Raw genomic sequence first — 16,123 nt, forward strand, 5'->3', positions numbered from 1 at the left:
ATTGTTTCGCCACCTGACGTAAGCAGCCATGCAAAGGCCAGCCAACTTACTTGTCAGTTCGTCAGGTTAGCGTGACGCGCAAGCTTTTGGGGCCACGAAATGACAGGGTCTTGAGCCATGAGATGTCCTGGCCCGGCGCAAGCCTCATGTTAGGGAAGCGTGTTGTGAGTTCTTCGAGCAAAATGCGCAGCTCAAGCCGAGCCAGCGGAGCGCCCAGACATTTGTGCAGCCCATGACCGAACGCAACGTGCTCCCGCGGGTTGGAGCGCGTCACATCGAACGTGTCACCATCGGCAAAAACGTCCTCATCCCTGTTTCCCGACGCCAGCGCCAGCAAGAACTTCGTGCCTTCGGGAAAGCCCATACCCGCGACCTCTACCTCGGTCTTGGCAATCCGTCGCCATGCGACGACAGATGACGCGAACCGCAAACCTTCTTCGACTGCGTTCGGAATAAGTGACGGGTCCTCGACCAGCTTTTTCCACTGTTCAGGGTGAGTCATAAGGGCATGGAACAGATTGCCGGCTGCGTTCGTCGTGGTCTCATGCCCAGCGAGCTGCAAGCCAAAGACGAGGTTGCGCAGCTCGTTCATGGTGAGTTTCTCGTCGTCATCGTCACGCAATTCCAGGAGGATACTGGCATAGTCATCACCCGGATTCTCGACGCGGGATTGCACAAGCTCGGCACTGAAATCCCAGAAATCAGCAATGTCTTTGGCGGCGTCGAGCAGTTCCTTTTCAGAGGGACAGTCAAAGATCGAATTGATCCGCAAATCCCCCCATTCCTTGATCTTGCGCGGGTCGAAATCAGTGACGCCGATCAGCAGAAAGACGGCTTGTGCCGGAAACTCGTAGAAGATGGCGTCGACCAAATCAGCTTCTTTCGCCCCCTCCATCTTGTCGATGTAGCCGCGCACCAGAGCGCGCAGTTGGCCTTCGTAAGAAGAAAACTGGCGGATATTCATGAACCGTGCCGCGATTTGCCTGATCCGCGTGTGTTTCGGTGGATCGCACGCCACTTGAACGGATTCGTTCTGGAAGTTTCGGCTATCGAGGTAATCGCGCACGGATTGGGGCCAGGGAGAGATGGGGCGCGTTGCCAGCGTTGCAGAGAAGTGTTCGGAATCTTCCAAAACGGGCTTGATGTCGGCATGATGCGTGACGACCCAGCAATCGATCTCGGGCGAATAGAAAATCCGAGCTTCGGGTCGAACATCAGAGAAGAAGCTGTACATGCCCTCATGTTCAAACGGTTCGTGGCGCGCTCCGAATTGTGGGAATGGGCACTTTGGTTCGGTGTTTGACGTGTCCGGCATTTATCCTCCCATGCGCGAGCGGGTTTCTACTTCGCATCTCATAGATCGATCTCCACGATGCCGTTCTCTTGTAGAGCCCGCGACTGGCACAAAATGATGCTGTTTTGCCGCTGCGCGTTGGACAATACGAAATCGCGGTGCTCGACCTCGCCACCTTGCAGGCCACATTTGCACACGCCGCAGATGCCGTCAGAGCATTTCAGGTCTATCGGGTACCCGTTGTCGATCAGAACCTCGGCTGCTGTTCTGTCCGCCGGGACGGTGAATTCCTTGTTCGATCTCGCAAGCCGCAAGATGAAGTCGTGGTTTTCGTAATCTGGCAATTCGGGCACGGAAAAGTACTCAACATGGCGCGCGTCTTCCGGAAAACCCTGCCGTTCCGCCGCGTCCATCACCCCCGACATGAAGCGCTTAGGCCCGCACGCGTAGACATGCGATCCTTCTCTATGATCTGAGAGAATGGCATCGAAGTCAGCGCGGCTGTCCTGATCGGAAAAGTGAAACTGGACTTTGCCGGCCCAATCGAAACCTTTCAGTTCGCGTACAAAAGCCGCGTCGCTCATTTTGGAAGCCGAATAGTGCAGTTCGAAGTCGCTGCCCGCAGCAAAGCATTCATGCGCAAAGGCAATCATCGGCGTGATCCCAATGCCACCGCCCATCAAAAGATGCTTTGTGCCTTCGTGCGCGAGAGGGAAGTGGTTGATTGGTTTGGAAATGAAGATTTTGCGCCCTTCGGAAAAAATTCGGTGAAGCAGCTTTGAGCCGCCACGACCTGTGTCTTCGCGCAAGACAGCGATCTGATACTTCGACCGGTCTTTGGGATTCCCGCACAGCGAGTATTGGCGCAGGTATTCAGGTGCGATGACAATGTCCACATGCGCACCCGCTGTCCATTCTGGCAAAGGCCCGCCGTCAAGCGAAGAAAGCTCATATTTGGTGATGCCATCTGTCATCTGTTCCGCCTTCGTCACCTCGACACGAATGACCGGCGCTTCATCTGGCGGACCCAGACTGTGCGAAGTTGGAGTTTCCACGCCCTCAACCAAACGGCGCTGGTATTCTTTTGCCGTGATCAGCGCCTGATAGGCCTCAATCCCCTTTTCGCGATCCATAGGAAATGGAAACGGCCAAGGGGGCGGCGCAAGATCGGCAGGATAAACGGCAAGCGTCTGATCTTGGTAGCTTAGCTTCAGATCGGTCTGCAGTTGGCGGTTATTCGGCGGCTCGTCTTCGGCGTTGATCATCTCGCAGGAGCCATCTGGATGCCACTTCAGATCCCACCACCAGCGTTTTTCGGGTTGATCTGACCGTTGCCGACCAGATCATCCATCTTTGCCAATATGCCCGCCATCGCGGGCACATTCATCGCCATCCACCGCAGGGGGCGTTCGTGCTGCAATCCTTCCACATTCCAGGGGCATGTCTTCATACAGCGCCCGCACATGGCACCGCCCTTTTGCGTCAACCTGTAGGTGGTGCATTTCTGGCTGTCCGATTTCCAGATTTCATACCCGTTAAACATCAGCTTTGGCCCCGCCGTGATAGCCCCAGACGGACACTCCCGCGCGCATTTGTTGCAGGCCTCACAAAAGGCCTGCATTCCGAAATCAATCGGTTTGTCATGGGTAAGCGGCATGTCGGTCGTGATCACACCTGATTTCAGGCGCGGCCCCAGGAACGGGTTTACGATCACCTCGCCAATGCGACTAACCTCTCCCAAACCAGAGAGCAGCAGCAGCGGAGGATGGACAACTTCACTCTGAATGTTTGTGTGAACCTGTGCCTTGTATCCAAGGTTTCGGATATGTTTCGCCACGATCCCGCCCAGCAATGAGAACCGCAGATAGGCGCGCATGGATTGCACAACAGCAATCCAGTCGTCGCCGGACGATCCCTCGGTCGTGTCGAACCCTTGATCCACGATAAAGCTGATGGCGTTGGGATGTTCAGGCGTGATCGGGTCACCGTTAGCGTCATGCGAGTACCACACCCAATCGGGGCAGCGAGAGATGCCGACCGCATCTGTGCCTAGAAAATAAGCGAGCGCCTTGATCCCGTCTGCGTTTAATTTTGGATCGCGCGCTTCTTGGTCTATCTCGGGCACGCGGGGACCATCTTGCAATACCAGGAACGCCCCCAGTGGCCTTCTGAGGGCCTGCGCAAGTGGGGATTTCTGCGCGAAGTATCCACCCTTCGATGCGTCTTGATTGGCTTTCCCCATATCTCCGAATTTGGAACGCGCGAACATATCGGCGCGTTTGGGCACCCGCGCAACGCGCGCCTCGTCAATATAGGTCGTCGGGGTATCGACGCGCTTGAGCGTCTCAAACGGGTGCGGTCCACTGGCATAGGATCGCTTGGCAAAGGGATCGAGCGTCAGCGCATTTTTTGCTGAACCATACCCCAGGGACCAGGCCACGCCAGAAGTGAGGGATGCTGGTTGCTCTGAAAGAGGCGCGATTGGCTGATCCGGTGTCATCTCGAAGTCGGTCGAAACCACGGCGACTTGGAACCTGTCCTGAACGAAGGGGTTTACCAGCTTGTCGCCTTCCACAGTGGCCAAGCCCGCCGCAACAGTCAGATGATTGAGATCAACATCGGATGCCGAGCCACTATGCGCCCGCGCGTCATATCCCAAGACGCGCAAGTAATTTGCCAAAACCACAGCCGTCTCAGTCGCGCGTACCGAACCACGATGCGCTGCCGCGCCCTGCATCCAAAGATATCCCGCCTCGTCGGGCTCCGGATCACGGCTGAAAGGATACAGAAGCACGATCGCGTGAGTATGCCCATCCATCGACTGGGGCGGCGCCTCCATGGCGTCTTTCAGATCGGCCATCATGGTCTCGATGCCCGCAGCGAGCGACTTGACTTGTTTGGTTTTCAGCTCCTCAGCCAGCCGTCCTATGCCCTCATTTCGGATGGGTTCTTCAAGCAGTGCAGCAGGGTCCATCCGCGCGATGCCAACCATCGGTGCATCCTGAAAATACGCAAAAGACTTGATGTGGCGTGCGCGCTCGTCCGGGTCCTCCGGGCATGTGGCCTTTTTCCTGGAGACTAGACCATCGCGGATCGCATCAAGCATCGACTGGTATTCATCCAACGCACTAACCAGCGTGTTCGAGCGCGCGCCGTGCCCGTAGTTCAATGGCCGCATCTGTGGCACGCGCGATGAGGTCCCGCCTTGAGACCGCTTCATCCGTTCCAGTGGGAACGGCCCCAAATGAAACGCGCGTTTCCTGTTTGAGAAAATCGGGCTGGTCATGCGCGGGCTTTCAACATCTCAGTGACGTTTGATCGGCTTGGCGTCCACAACCACGCGAACTTCTTTTTGAATGTGCCTCTCCACCGTCGGTTTGCCCGACCCGCCGTCCGGCTCGCCCCAGATCAGGGTCAATTCCTGCCCGTCAACAGCCAGATCAGTCCGGATGGACGCGAGCGAGATGCAACTGCGCTCCGCTTCGGAATATGCCGGGTAGAACGACACGCCGACGCCTTCATCTTGCAGCATCACACGGTCGCCGGGCGCCACTGTATAGTTTCCCGCCGGCAGTTCGATTTTCTTGTATCTGTCGCCGTCAGAGAACCCGCTGGCATAGATGTCCACAACATCCTGCTGGTTCCAGACAAGGCGCACTTTCTTTAGTTTGTCTTGCGGCGCCATGGCCTCAAGCGCTTCGCGGCCGATAAAATCATGGTCGAACTTAGCCATGAAGCCATAGCCAAGATCGTAGGGCGTGCGGTAAAAATCCTCGACGCGACCAGTGGCCAATGAGCCGCCAATCGCTTGCCTTCCCTCTGGCCCATTCGCAGGCAGCCACTCACGATAGCCACGCATTTTCTCGCCTGTGTAGATGGCCGGAAGGATCGCCCCCACCCAGCCTGAGACAGCCGCTGTAACGGGATAGGTCCGCCCGCCGATCTGGGTCAGACCATATTTTTCGCCGCCCTCCAGGATCAGGCCGCGCACTGCGTCGCCTTGTTCGGAAGGCCCCCAGAACTCAAACCCCGGGAATCCTGACATTCTGTGGTTCAGGGCCACAACTTCATGTGGGCCGATTTTAAACCTTCCCATTTTGAAGAAAGGGATATCTGGCAAAGGACCGCCGTTCAGTTCTTCGAACAACTGATCAGCCTTTGGGCCCTGAACCTGATAGCGAAACCGCACGCGATCTGTCAGGTTTGGCGACGGACGGTCGATCTTCGTGACATTGACGTCGTAGTCGCCGGTCTCCGCATGATAGCGGACCCAATTCGCCGCCATCGGTTTCCCAACTATGCTGACTTCGTTCTCCTTCTCGCAGAACAGCACCGCGTCGCCGATGACTTGGCCATCAAAGTTGCACACGACATACTGCTTGGCCTGCATCGGGCCGAACCCGTCGAATGAGTTTATGCCCAAATCCGACAGCAGGCGAATAACGTCTGGCCCTTCCAGGAATACATCGGTCATGTGATGCGACATGTTCTGAAATATGACAGACGTCCGCCAGGCAATCTGTTCATCAATCCAGTTCGAAAACTCCGGCTTCACGGGAAACTGAAAACGATGGACTTCCCCATCATAGAGCATCGACCAAAGATCACCGTGTTGATCGATTTTGTCCTGAAGCGATTGATCTGCCGGAGATATCATGAAAGCTGTCCCTAAATTGTCGAGGGCAAGCCTAGATCGATCCGGCGCTGAATTCTGTCATCCAAAAAGATGACGATCTCTCAGCGGAAGCAAGGCACTTTACGCACCGGGTGCTCCGACAAATAGAGCCATCAGTTCCCGTCCCGAGCCAACACGCAGCCTTCGATACGCCCGCTGCCGCAAGGTGCGTACCGTGGCCTCTGATATGCCCAGTTCCAGCGCCGAAGCCGCAATGGATTTTCCATCTAACAACAGATCGCAGACATCTGCCTCACGCGGCGTTAGCTCTCGAAATTTGCCGACCCCTGTATTTTTGAGCCGTGTGGCATTGGCACCGTCGCCAATGCGGTGCCTTGCCGTGCCGATGATCTGATGTCTCAGTCCGATCAGCTGATGCACGACAGGCAATACTCTGCAGAGTGCCACATATTCATCTTCGCAGATCCAGCCATCTGCGTGACTTCGCAAGTAGAAGGACCGTAGCCCAGAGCGCCCGTCCTTAGAAGAGACTGCAACGCGCTCAATCACGCTATTTCTGTCGTAGATCGCCTTTCGGTCGCTACCTTCGGGCGGAGTCCAGCGATCTATCGTCACCGAATAATCGGGTGTGGATTCAACCAGATCGATGATCTTCGTCTTGGTGCCTGCATCAGCAAGGATAAGATCCGCATCGCGCTGAAACCTATAGTCACTGATGCGGCCTGACCAGAACGATAATACCGGATTTGGCGCATTGAGATTGGCAATATGGTAAGCACCAAAGCTTTCGATTCGAGTGATATTTGATAGAAATTTCAGTGCCACCGCACCAAAGTCTTCCTTCGGCGCGCAGGCGATCAGCCTTTCCAAACCGACTGGATTTTCGAACGTGTGTGTCTTTGCTTGTGCCATGACCCTCAATAGCAGATGAAACATCAAAGTGCAGGTTAAGGATCGTCATACGCGGACTTGGACTTCTGTTGCCTGAGTGCTTGAGAAAAAATGACAACGTCCGATCTTCGTGAAACAGCAAAACACTGAGCGGGCGCAGCCCGGGTCAGTTTTTTGCCTTGCCCTTTTCGCCACGGACGCGAAGCGCGCCAAGCGGCCGTTCAGATAGAGAATCCCATCGGCAGCAAAGTCCTGCATAGCGGTCATTCCCAGTAGCCAACTTGAACGTCGGCCCCGCGCGACAACGCACCAATTCGCTACGTTTGCGCTTATGTAAGCTTACGCTGCGCCAAGCTGGAGCTCGACTACTTTTGGTCGTCTATTGATTCAGGAGTCCAGCAATCCGAATTTCAGCCAAGGAAAACTAATTGATATTTTTGGACGACGCTTTACAAAAACAGCCATGGCAAACCAAGATCGCCAAACGTTCGACATCGTTGTTTTCGTAAGCCCGCACTTCAATGTTTCGGCAACTACCTCTTTTGTTGATCCTTTCCGCATCGCGAACTACCTTTCGGGATCATCTCGATTTTCTTGGACCTATGCCTCTGATGTTGGCGGCCCAATTGAGTCCAGCAGTGGCTTAGTCGTTGAAACTGTGCCCCTGCTGAATGTGACCAATCGCACACCATGGCTGGTTCTCGTCAGCACAAGTTGGACCCCCGAACGTCACGTGACGCCTCAGTTCAAGGTCGCGCTTCAGAAATGGGATACGGCTGGCGCAATCATTGGTGGATTGGATACGGGTGGGATTGTTCTAGCGCAGTCTAGATTGCTTAAAGGCAAAACCGCAACAGTTCATTATGAACACATTGACGCGTTCGCTGAAATTGCACGCGAGACTACGGTTTCCGAAAACATGTTCGTCATGGATAAGAGGGTTTTCACGTGTTGCGGCGGGACAGCTGCTACCGATCTGGGACTACGCTTCGTTCATTCTGTTGCCGGTGAGAGCATCGCCAACGCATCTGCGCGATATCTTTTCCACCACACAGTGCGCGGTGAAGGGCAGTCTCAAAACCCCAAGGATATGGAACCGCTGGGTTATGTCACATCCAGCATTGTCCGAGAGGCCATTGATCTGATGGAAGCGCATTTGGAGACGACTTTGTCGATCCCATCAATATCAGAGAGGCTTGGTATCTCGCAAAGGCAGTTGAGCCGCTTGTTTCGGCAGTATGTTCAGAAGTCTCCGGTTGAGTACTATCGAGATATCCGTCTTGACCGCGCCCGAGGGTTGGTCACTCAGACCGAGTTGAAATTCAGCGAAATTGCGCAGGCGTCAGGGTTCAATGGACAAGTTCATTTCAGCCGCGCCTATCGCAACCGGTTCGGTTTGACACCAAGTTCTGATCGCATTGAAGGCCGTGTCCCCTTCGAGTTTCGCGCGTGGCCGATGTTCAAGCCCGATATCAAGTCCGAAGGTGTCTCGTAGCTCTTTGCATCGCTACGAGCATCTCATCGCGCTGCGCTGATAAGCCCTCGGTGCTTTGTCCCTGCGCTTGCGCATCCATCCCATCGACCAATTGTCTAATCACATCATCATTCAAGCGTGGATCACCAAGATCGTCCCACCACCCGTTGAACGTGTCTTTGAAGTGGTCACAAAAGGCTTGTAGGCCTCCTTTACCAGCGCCCAAGTGGAACAGAGAAGTTGGCCCCATCGCGGCCCATCGTAATCCTGGCCCAGCCCACATCGCTTTGTCGATGTCTTCGACACTTGCGACACCTTCAACTGCCATATGGACGGCCTCGCGCCAAACAGCGGCTTGCAATCGGTTGGCAACATGTCCTGGCAAGCCCTTTCTGATCCGGATCGTCACTTTGCCGATATCGCGGTAAAACGCTTCTGTGCGGTCAATTACATCTGAGCCGGTGGCGTGGTTCGCGGTGAGTTCGACCAGCGGGATAAGGTGCGGCGGGTTGAATGGGTGGCCAAGGATCAGCGGGCTTGGGTCACTCCATCCTGTCTGCAATGCTTCCAGTGTCAAACCTGATGTTGAACTTGAGACGATAGCGTTCGCACACAACGCAGGTTCGATTTTTGCGTAAGTTGCATGCTTTATCGTCAAGCGCTCTGGTACGTTCTCCTGAACGAATTCTGCATCTGCCACGGCTTCTGCCGCCGTTGGCACGAAGCTGATGGCATCAGGTGTCGCGTGGTCAGTAAGCCCCAGTTCTTCCAGCGCCGGCCAGGCTTTCTTGACATAGGCGCGTACGGTGTCTTCGGTGTTTGGATCAGGGTCAAAAACGCTCACACTTCGACCAGCGGCAAGGAACAATGCGGCCCAGCTTGCCCCGATAACCCCGCCGCCCAGAACAGCTGTTCTTTCTATCTGTGACATCAGAACAATCCCGGATTTAGGGGAGGCCGCCGTCATTCCACCATCAACCGTAAAGAGCTGCCCCGTTGCAAAGGATGCCTCGTCAGAAGCCAACCAGAGCGCCATCGCTGCGATATCCGCGGGTTTGCCGAAACGCTTTACCGCATGCCGTGCCAACGCATCGGTCTTGGCCTGTGTGGGGTCATTGGCTAAATCAAACCCGGCGTCCAGCATGCCTGTTTCAATCCACCCCGGGCAGATTGCATTGCAGCGAACCGCAGGACCATGATCCACTGCGATCGAGCGGGTAAGCCCATGCACAAATGCCTTTGATGCATTGTAGAGCGCCATCGACGGATCAGCGACATTGCCCGAGATCGAACCGATGTTGATAATCGAACCACCCGCTCTCATGAGCGGGATCAATGCGCGGCAGACATTAAAAACACCTTTGGCGTTGGCCCCCATGACCAAATCCCAATCCGCATCGGTGCTATCCACGACAGTTTTCTCGACTTGCACACCGGCATTGTTCACGACGATATCCAAGGTGCCAAGTTCTTGCGCGGCTGCACCAACGGCTTTGGCATCAGACACATCCAGTGACAGCCAGCCAGCCCCGAAACCATCCGGTGCTGGCCCACGGCCACAGGTGATGACTTCGGCACCTTCTGCAATAAATTGATCAACAATTCCGCGACCAATCCCTTGCCGACCGCCAGTCACAAAAGCACGCTTGCCAGCCAACCGCATCAGTGTGCCACCATAACGTGACGGATCGCTGTATAGGCATCCAGCGCATAAACGGACATGTCACTGCCGGTGCCAGAGCCTTTCATTGCCGCCCATGGCATTTCGGGTGTGGCGACCCCGTGCGTGTTGACCCAAGTGAACCCATAGCGCAGTTTTGAAGTCATCTGCATCGCGCGACCGACATCGCGCGTCCACACGGATGATGCCAATCCATAGTGCCCGGAGTTGGCGATGTTCAGCGCCTCTTCAGCGTCTAAAAACCTTGAAACTGTAACCACTGGGCCAAAGACCTCGTTGCAGGCGACCTCGGCATCATTATCGACGTTTGCGATGACTGTTGGTTCATAAAAGAACCCGTTTCCCTCGCCAGCGTTTCCGCCCGAAACGACCTCGGCCGCACTGCGCGCACGATCTACAAAACCAGCGACACGATCTCTTTGAGCCGCCGATACGAGCGGCCCCATTTCGGTTCTCTCTGCTTTCGGCGCTCCGATCTGGATTTGACCAACCTGATCTGCAATCGCCGCGACAAGTTTGTCATAAGCTTGATCTGCCACCATTACACGGCAGGGCTGTGCACAGTCCTGACCCGCGTTAAAATAACTGCCATAGCGGATCGTTTCTGCGACAGCATCCAAATCGGCGTCATCAAAGACAATGACCGGAGCCTTGCCGCCAAGTTCGAGATGCACATGCCTGATCTGCTGCGAAGCTGCCCGCATCGCTGCCATGCCGGTGGCGGGTGACCCGGTCACACTGATCCCCTCCATTTGCGGGCTTTTGATCAAGGTATCGCCGACGGTGGCCCCACGTCCATGAATGACATTCAGCACCCCCTTCGGCAAAACATCCTGGAGCAACTCGGCCAGCCGCAGCGTAGAAAGCGGTGTAACTTCAGAAGGCTTTAACACAACTGGACACCCTGCCGCGATGGGAGCGGCGATTTTCCAAGACGCCATCATCAAAGGGTAATTCCAAGGTGCGATGGCCGCAATTGGGCCAATTGGATCGCGCCGGATCATAGAAGTGTGGCCTGCTACATATTCTCCTGCAGCAGACCCCGTCATTGTCCGCGCGGCCCCAGCGAAAAATCTGAAGACATCAATCGTGAGCGGCATTTCATCGTCATGGGCGGACGGCCAGGGTTTGCCGACATCGAGGCTTTCAAGTTCTGCCAGTTCTTGACTATTTGCCGCGATCACATCCGCGATTTGCAGTAGAAGTGCTGCACGCTCGGCCGGCGGAACAGCGCTGAAGGTGTCAAACGCCTCCTGTGATCCGCGTACTGCGGCGTCTATTTGGGCGGGACTGGCTTCATTGACCGCACCAATCGCTTCGCCTGTGGCCGGGTTAACAACGTCAAGCGCGTTCCCATCGCCTGCGACCATCTCGCCATTGATCAACATGTTCCTGTGCATATTTCTCTCCCTAAAACCCAACCTGATCGCCGCCTTTAAGGGCAAGTCGCGCCCGTGCCTCTGCCGGTGTGGCCACCGTGAGGCCGAGGTTTTCGATGATTGTGCGAATGCGGCTCACTTGTTCCGCATTTGATTTTGCCAGTTCCCCTTTGCCGATGAACAGGCTGTCCTCTAGCCCCACCCGCAAATTGCCACCGCGCATCGCGCTTTGAGTGGCAAAGGGCATCTGGTGGCGGCCAGCCGCAAGGACCGACCATTCGTAGTTTTCAGCGCCAAACAGCTTATCTGCAGTGTTGTGCATATGGGTCAAATGATCGGGGTCGGCGCCAACACCGCCTAGAATGCCAAAGACGATTTGGACGAAGAACGGGGGCTTGATCAGCCCCTGATCAATGAACCATTTGACGTTGTAGAGATGGCCCAGATCATAGCATTCAAACTCAAACTTCGTTCCGTGATCCCCGCCCAGTTTTTCAATCGCATAACGGATCGTTTTGAAGGTGTTGGGAAAAATGAAATCTTCGGTCATCTCCAAAAAAGGACGTTCCCAATCATGCTCAAACTCGGTGTATTTCTCCAGCATTGGGAAAATGCCAAAGTTTAATGAACCCATGTTCAGCGAGGCCATCTCGGGGCTGCTTGACGTTGCCGCCAGCAGCCGGTCGTCCATTGACATGCCCAAGCCACCACCGGTTGAGACATTCATCACGGCATCCGTGGCCTGCTTGATCACCGGCAAAAACTGTTTGAACAACTCTGGTCGGGGATCAGGTTTACCCGTTTCGGGATGGCGCGCATGTAGGTGGATGATCGAGGCACCCGCCTCTGCCGCCTCGATGCTGGCCTGGGCAATCTCCGCCGGTGTGATCGGCAGGTAGGGTGACATGGAGGGCGTATGAATGCCGCCCGTCGGTGCACAGGTGATGATGACCGACTTGGGCATCAAAGCTTCATCTGTTGCACTTGAGCGGACAGTCCCCCGTCAAGCACCCAGAGTTGACCAGAGGCATAGCGCGCCTCGTCGCTGGCCAACCAATTGACGAGATTGGCAATGTCTGTCGGCGTGCCATAGGTCCGCATTGGATGCACATCGCGCACCGCCTTTTGCAGCGTTTCGATATTGCCGCCACCGCCGCCCGAGCCATCGCCGTCGAAAAAGCTCTGCAACATCGGCGTGTCGATATAGCCGGGGCAAATCGCATTGACGCGGATGCCTTCGGGGCCGTGATCGCAGGCCATAGCACGCGTCAGAGCATGCACAGCCCCTTTGGTTGCGCAATAGGCGGCCAGGCCCGGATCAGCGATAAAGCCATCTTAGGAGCCAAAGTTGATCAGGCTTGCACTACTGCCCGACTTTGCAGCTTCTCGCATGAGCGGAAGGGCGTATTTGGAGGTCAGGAACGTGCCGGTAGAATTGACCGCAAAGCTCTGGTTCCATTCTTTAAGCGTGGTTTCTTCGACCGTCTTTTCAATCTCTATCCCAGCCGCATTCACGAGGATGTCGAGCTTGCCATGCGCCTCGCGCACCTTATCCATCGCCGCGATGGCGTCGGCTTCCTGCGAGACGTCGAGCTTGACGAAGTGACTGCCATCATCGTCATGCGCGGCGAGCGATCCTTGGGGCGTAAGATCGGCGGCATAAACGGTTGCGCCTTCTTTCACAAAGCGCGCAACAATGGCACGGCCAATCCCGCCTCTCGCGCCTGTAACAAGGGCGATTTTTCCCTCAAGTGTCATTGGTTTTGATCCTTAGTGGCGGATAGCGATAGCGGTTTGCCGCAACCGTCCAATCCATGTTGTTACGAACATATTGCTGGCTCGCGTCCGACGGCGGGTTGTAGTCCCAAGCTTCGCCCGCGCCTGCCTCCATCGCCGCATGCAGCGCGCGACGAGATCTCTGGGTTGCGATGATCTGTTCGCGTAAGGCTTCGCCGTCCCAACGCGCGGCGATTTCTTTGGCAAACATCCGCGCCGCGTTTTCATAGGCAGGGTCAGCAACGCAGTTGGTCGTCTCCATTGGATCTAGGCTTAGGTCATAGAGCTGCGGCGGATCGCTATCGCAGTGGATGTATTTCAATGGACCACGTCGGATCATGATGACCGGATAGCCCGTCATTTCAGCGCAATATTCACCAATCGCTTCGTCAATGGGATCGGCTTCCCCACGCGCCAAAGGCATCAGGCTGCGACCATCAATTGGCTCCCCTATCATGCCAGTGTCGCCGCCTCCAATCTCGATAAAGGTCGGCAAGAGGTCCACCAAGGATACCGCGTTCTGAGCAGTGCCAGTGGCGACACCCGGCCCTGCCATCACCAATGGCACGCGAGCCGAGTGTTCAAAGAAGTTCATCTTGTACCACAACCCGCGCTCGCCCAACATGTCTCCGTGATCTGCCGTGACAATCACGATCGTGTTGTCCAACTCACCTGTCTCGTCGAGCGTTTGAACCAGTTCACCAATCTTGCTGTCAAAGTAGCTCACATTCGCCAGATAAGCGCGGCGCGCACGGCGCACCTCTTCCTCCGACAGGGGCACGTAAGACGCCTCGATCCCATCCATTAACCGGCGGGAAAAAGGGTCTTGGTCTTCCAAAGCTGGAGTGAACTCTGGCAGGTCGATGTCATCGTCTGAATACAGGTTCCACCATTCAGGCCGCGCTACGTATGGATCATGGGGGTGGATAAAGCTCGCCACCATCGCAAAAGGTGCTTCCTGTCCAAGCGCCTTGTCTCGGGCCGCATCAAAGAGCCAACGCTTGGCTGCAAAGCCGACTTCATCATCGTAATCAATCTGGAACGTCGCATGGGCCAAACCGCTCTCTTTGACCGTTTGCATGTTGTGATACCACTTATCGATCCGCTCGTCCGGCGCTTCCCAATCAGGTGTCCATGCAAAATCTGAAGGGTAGATATCTGTTGTCACCCTATCTTCAAATCCATGCATCTGATCAGGACCGACAAAGTGCATCTTGCCCGAAAGGCAGGTTCGGTAGCCGAGTGATTTGAGGTAGTGCGCAAACGTCGGCACTGAGGCTTTGAATTCGGATGCGTTGTCATAGGCCGCGATCCGGCTGATGTGTTGGCCTGACATAAATGCAAACCGCGAAGGTGCACAAAGGGGTGAATTGCAATACGCAGCATCAAAGCGCATCCCACGAGCAGTCAATGCATCAAGATGGGGTGTTTTTGCGACCCTATGTCCATATGCCCCTGTGAAGTGCGGAGCCAATTGATCCGCAATGATCACAAGGATGTTCGGACGCGTCACGCGGCACCTTTGGCATAGGCGTCCAGCACAAGACCGTGGAAGTGATGCACGGCATGTTCAGATTTTCCTGATCCATCCGGGTCATTGACGATCCGGCCTTGCGTGAAAGCAGGTGTGTTCATGCCACGCTGCACGCTCTCGACTAAGTTGATATCTTCTACCTGCAAGACTTCGTCCAGATAACGGATCGCATCGAGTTCCATCGCATCAGGCTCGGGCGTCTCAAGGAAGAAATCGTAGGTCTCCAACGTCCTGTCCGGACCAACAGGAATAATGTTCAGAACAATCATGCTAGAACGCCCGGGGTACCGCATCAGGCATGTTGTCGGGTAAAGCCACCAAACGGCATGTGTCTTCACAGTTGCATTCGACACGTCATATGCGGCATTCGGGCTATTGCCTGCATCGGCCATGTGGCTGGAATAGATGCCGTAGGTCGTAACCTTGTAGGTATCCATATCCACCAGATCGCAGAAGTCTTTATGCGCCGTCGGGCAGTGGTAGCACTCAAGGAAGTTATCCACGACGTTCTTCCAATTTGACTTGATGTCGTAGGTCAAACGGTGCCCGAAAGTCAGTTGATCAACATCCGGTGCCCAATGCCGCACTTCGGTTTCCAAATCTCCGGACTGATCAGACAATGACGCAGCTTTGGGGTCCAGATTAACGAAAACAAATCCACAAAACTCTTCTACTTGCACCGCATCGAGACAGATTTCGTCAGTTCTAAAGTCCTCAAGATTTTCGGTATGAGGCGCGCGGGCCAGTCGCCCATCAAGTTTGTAAACCCATGCATGATACGGGCACATGATCCTTGACGTATTACCTTCACCGGATAGCAACTCATGGGCTCGGTGTTTGCAAACATTATAGAAGGCGCGAAGTGTGCCTTCTTTGTCTCGCACCACCGCGATAGGCTGGCCAGCTATTTCAATTGTCACATAAGAACCTGGTTCACGCGTTTTTTCGGCGTGACACACCCATTGCCAAGTTTTGGACAGGACAGAGCGGAGGTCAGCGTCAAACCATTTGTCTTCGGTGTAGGCTTCTGCCCGCAGAGAACTAGAGCGCGATGGATCTTGATCATATCCAAGAGAAATTGATTCTATATCTGTCATGTCGTCCCTCCCAGGGTCATGACAGGTTATTTCAAGCGCAGCTCTGCGATATGCGAAATTGGACGCGAATTTGATCTTTTTAGAAGCAGGCATCTCATTGTTAGCCCACCCTGAGGTCAAATTCGCCCATGCAGTTCAAGATTCCGCCCACACATACAATGCGGTCGTTCGCGCACGCTGCAGCATCAAACACTGCGGGCTCATTGCCGCCATCGGAGGCGCTGCAGCATGCGGCGCGTCAAGCTGGTGCGCCACCTCAGCAGCGCCCCTTAGCAGACGCTCACCTTTGCAACTGATGCTGCGATGCAGTTTCTCGAAAGCGGACGTTGCTGTCCTTGCGATTTCGCCAAGCCTCATTCTT

At 55.2% G+C, this 16,123-nt stretch carries 9 protein-coding genes and 2 pseudogenes; 1 reads left to right on the forward strand and 10 read right to left on the reverse strand.

The window, feature by feature from the left end; genetic code table 11:
- Window positions 1–61: 61 nt before the first annotated feature.
- The 4 genes and pseudogenes from ACZ1HM_RS17005 to ACZ1HM_RS17020 form a co-directional block, all read right to left on the reverse strand.
- Window positions 62–1,315 carry a cytochrome P450 gene (locus ACZ1HM_RS17005; protein ID WP_472743835.1) on the reverse strand — a complete coding sequence of 418 codons (1,254 nt, stop codon included), beginning with the start codon at window positions 1,313–1,315 and terminating at the stop codon, window positions 62–64.
- Window positions 1,316–1,353: 38 nt separating this feature from the next.
- A pseudogene (locus ACZ1HM_RS17010) lies at window positions 1,354–4,580 on the reverse strand (reductive dehalogenase).
- Between the two features lie 18 nt (window positions 4,581–4,598).
- On the reverse strand, window positions 4,599–5,951 hold the full coding sequence (locus ACZ1HM_RS17015) for an aminomethyl transferase family protein (protein WP_472743836.1): 1,353 nt from the start codon (window positions 5,949–5,951) through the stop codon (window positions 4,599–4,601).
- A 99-nt stretch (window positions 5,952–6,050) separates the two neighbouring features.
- The gene (locus ACZ1HM_RS17020; RefSeq protein ID WP_472743837.1) at window positions 6,051–6,842 is read right to left on the reverse strand and encodes a helix-turn-helix transcriptional regulator; all 792 of its coding nucleotides are present in this window, start codon (window positions 6,840–6,842) and stop codon (window positions 6,051–6,053) included.
- Window positions 6,843–7,203: 361 nt separating this feature from the next.
- Between ACZ1HM_RS17020 and ACZ1HM_RS17025 the strand changes: the two genes are divergently transcribed.
- Complete coding sequence (locus tag ACZ1HM_RS17025; RefSeq protein ID WP_472743838.1) at window positions 7,204–8,316, forward strand: GlxA family transcriptional regulator; 1,113 nt, start codon at window positions 7,204–7,206, stop codon at window positions 8,314–8,316.
- On the opposite strand, the gene ACZ1HM_RS17030 is transcribed toward ACZ1HM_RS17025, so the two are convergent.
- From ACZ1HM_RS17030 to ACZ1HM_RS17055, 6 genes and pseudogenes are all read right to left on the reverse strand, one after another.
- The gene (locus tag ACZ1HM_RS17030) at window positions 8,294–9,958 is read right to left on the reverse strand and encodes an SDR family oxidoreductase (RefSeq protein ID WP_472743839.1); all 1,665 of its coding nucleotides are present in this window, start codon (window positions 9,956–9,958) and stop codon (window positions 8,294–8,296) included. The genes ACZ1HM_RS17025 and ACZ1HM_RS17030 overlap by 23 nt on opposite strands.
- Window positions 9,958–11,376, reverse strand: a complete 1,419-nt coding sequence (locus tag ACZ1HM_RS17035; RefSeq protein WP_472743840.1) for an aminobutyraldehyde dehydrogenase — start codon at window positions 11,374–11,376, stop codon at window positions 9,958–9,960. Before ACZ1HM_RS17035 ends, ACZ1HM_RS17030 begins: the two co-directional genes overlap by 1 nt.
- Window positions 11,377–11,386: 10 nt before the next feature.
- Complete coding sequence (gene kce / locus ACZ1HM_RS17040) at window positions 11,387–12,319, reverse strand: 3,5-dioxohexanoate:acetyl-CoA acetone transferase (protein WP_472743841.1); 933 nt, start codon at window positions 12,317–12,319, stop codon at window positions 11,387–11,389.
- A pseudogene (locus tag ACZ1HM_RS17045) lies at window positions 12,319–13,113 on the reverse strand (SDR family NAD(P)-dependent oxidoreductase). The gene kce and the pseudogene ACZ1HM_RS17045 overlap by 1 nt, the downstream one beginning before the upstream one ends.
- Window positions 13,103–14,644, reverse strand: a complete 1,542-nt coding sequence (gene betC / locus ACZ1HM_RS17050) for a choline-sulfatase (protein WP_472743842.1) — start codon at window positions 14,642–14,644, stop codon at window positions 13,103–13,105. The pseudogene ACZ1HM_RS17045 and the gene betC overlap by 11 nt, the downstream one beginning before the upstream one ends.
- Window positions 14,641–15,762 (reverse strand): aromatic ring-hydroxylating oxygenase subunit alpha, encoded by a 1,122-nt coding sequence (locus tag ACZ1HM_RS17055; protein WP_472743843.1) that lies wholly within the window; start codon window positions 15,760–15,762, stop codon window positions 14,641–14,643. The genes betC and ACZ1HM_RS17055 overlap by 4 nt, the downstream gene beginning before the upstream one ends.
- Between the last annotated feature and the right edge of the window lie 361 nt (window positions 15,763–16,123).

This window comes from Sulfitobacter sp. GN1-4, from assembly GCF_055693825.1.

Coding starts and splice junctions, on each gene's coding strand:
- ACZ1HM_RS17035 (WP_472743840.1), bottom strand. CDS start 11,376: ATGCACAGGAACATGTTGATCAATGGCGAGATGGTCGCAGGCGATGGG.
- ACZ1HM_RS17005 (WP_472743835.1), bottom strand. CDS start 1,315: ATGCCGGACACGTCAAACACCGAACCAAAGTGCCCATTCCCACAATTC.
- ACZ1HM_RS17015 (WP_472743836.1), bottom strand. CDS start 5,951: ATGATATCTCCGGCAGATCAATCGCTTCAGGACAAAATCGATCAACAC.
- kce (WP_472743841.1), bottom strand. CDS start 12,319: ATGCCCAAGTCGGTCATCATCACCTGTGCACCGACGGGCGGCATTCAT.
- ACZ1HM_RS17030 (WP_472743839.1), bottom strand. CDS start 9,958: ATGCGGTTGGCTGGCAAGCGTGCTTTTGTGACTGGCGGTCGGCAAGGG.
- ACZ1HM_RS17020 (WP_472743837.1), bottom strand. CDS start 6,842: ATGGCACAAGCAAAGACACACACGTTCGAAAATCCAGTCGGTTTGGAA.
- ACZ1HM_RS17055 (WP_472743843.1), bottom strand. CDS start 15,762: ATGACAGATATAGAATCAATTTCTCTTGGATATGATCAAGATCCATCG.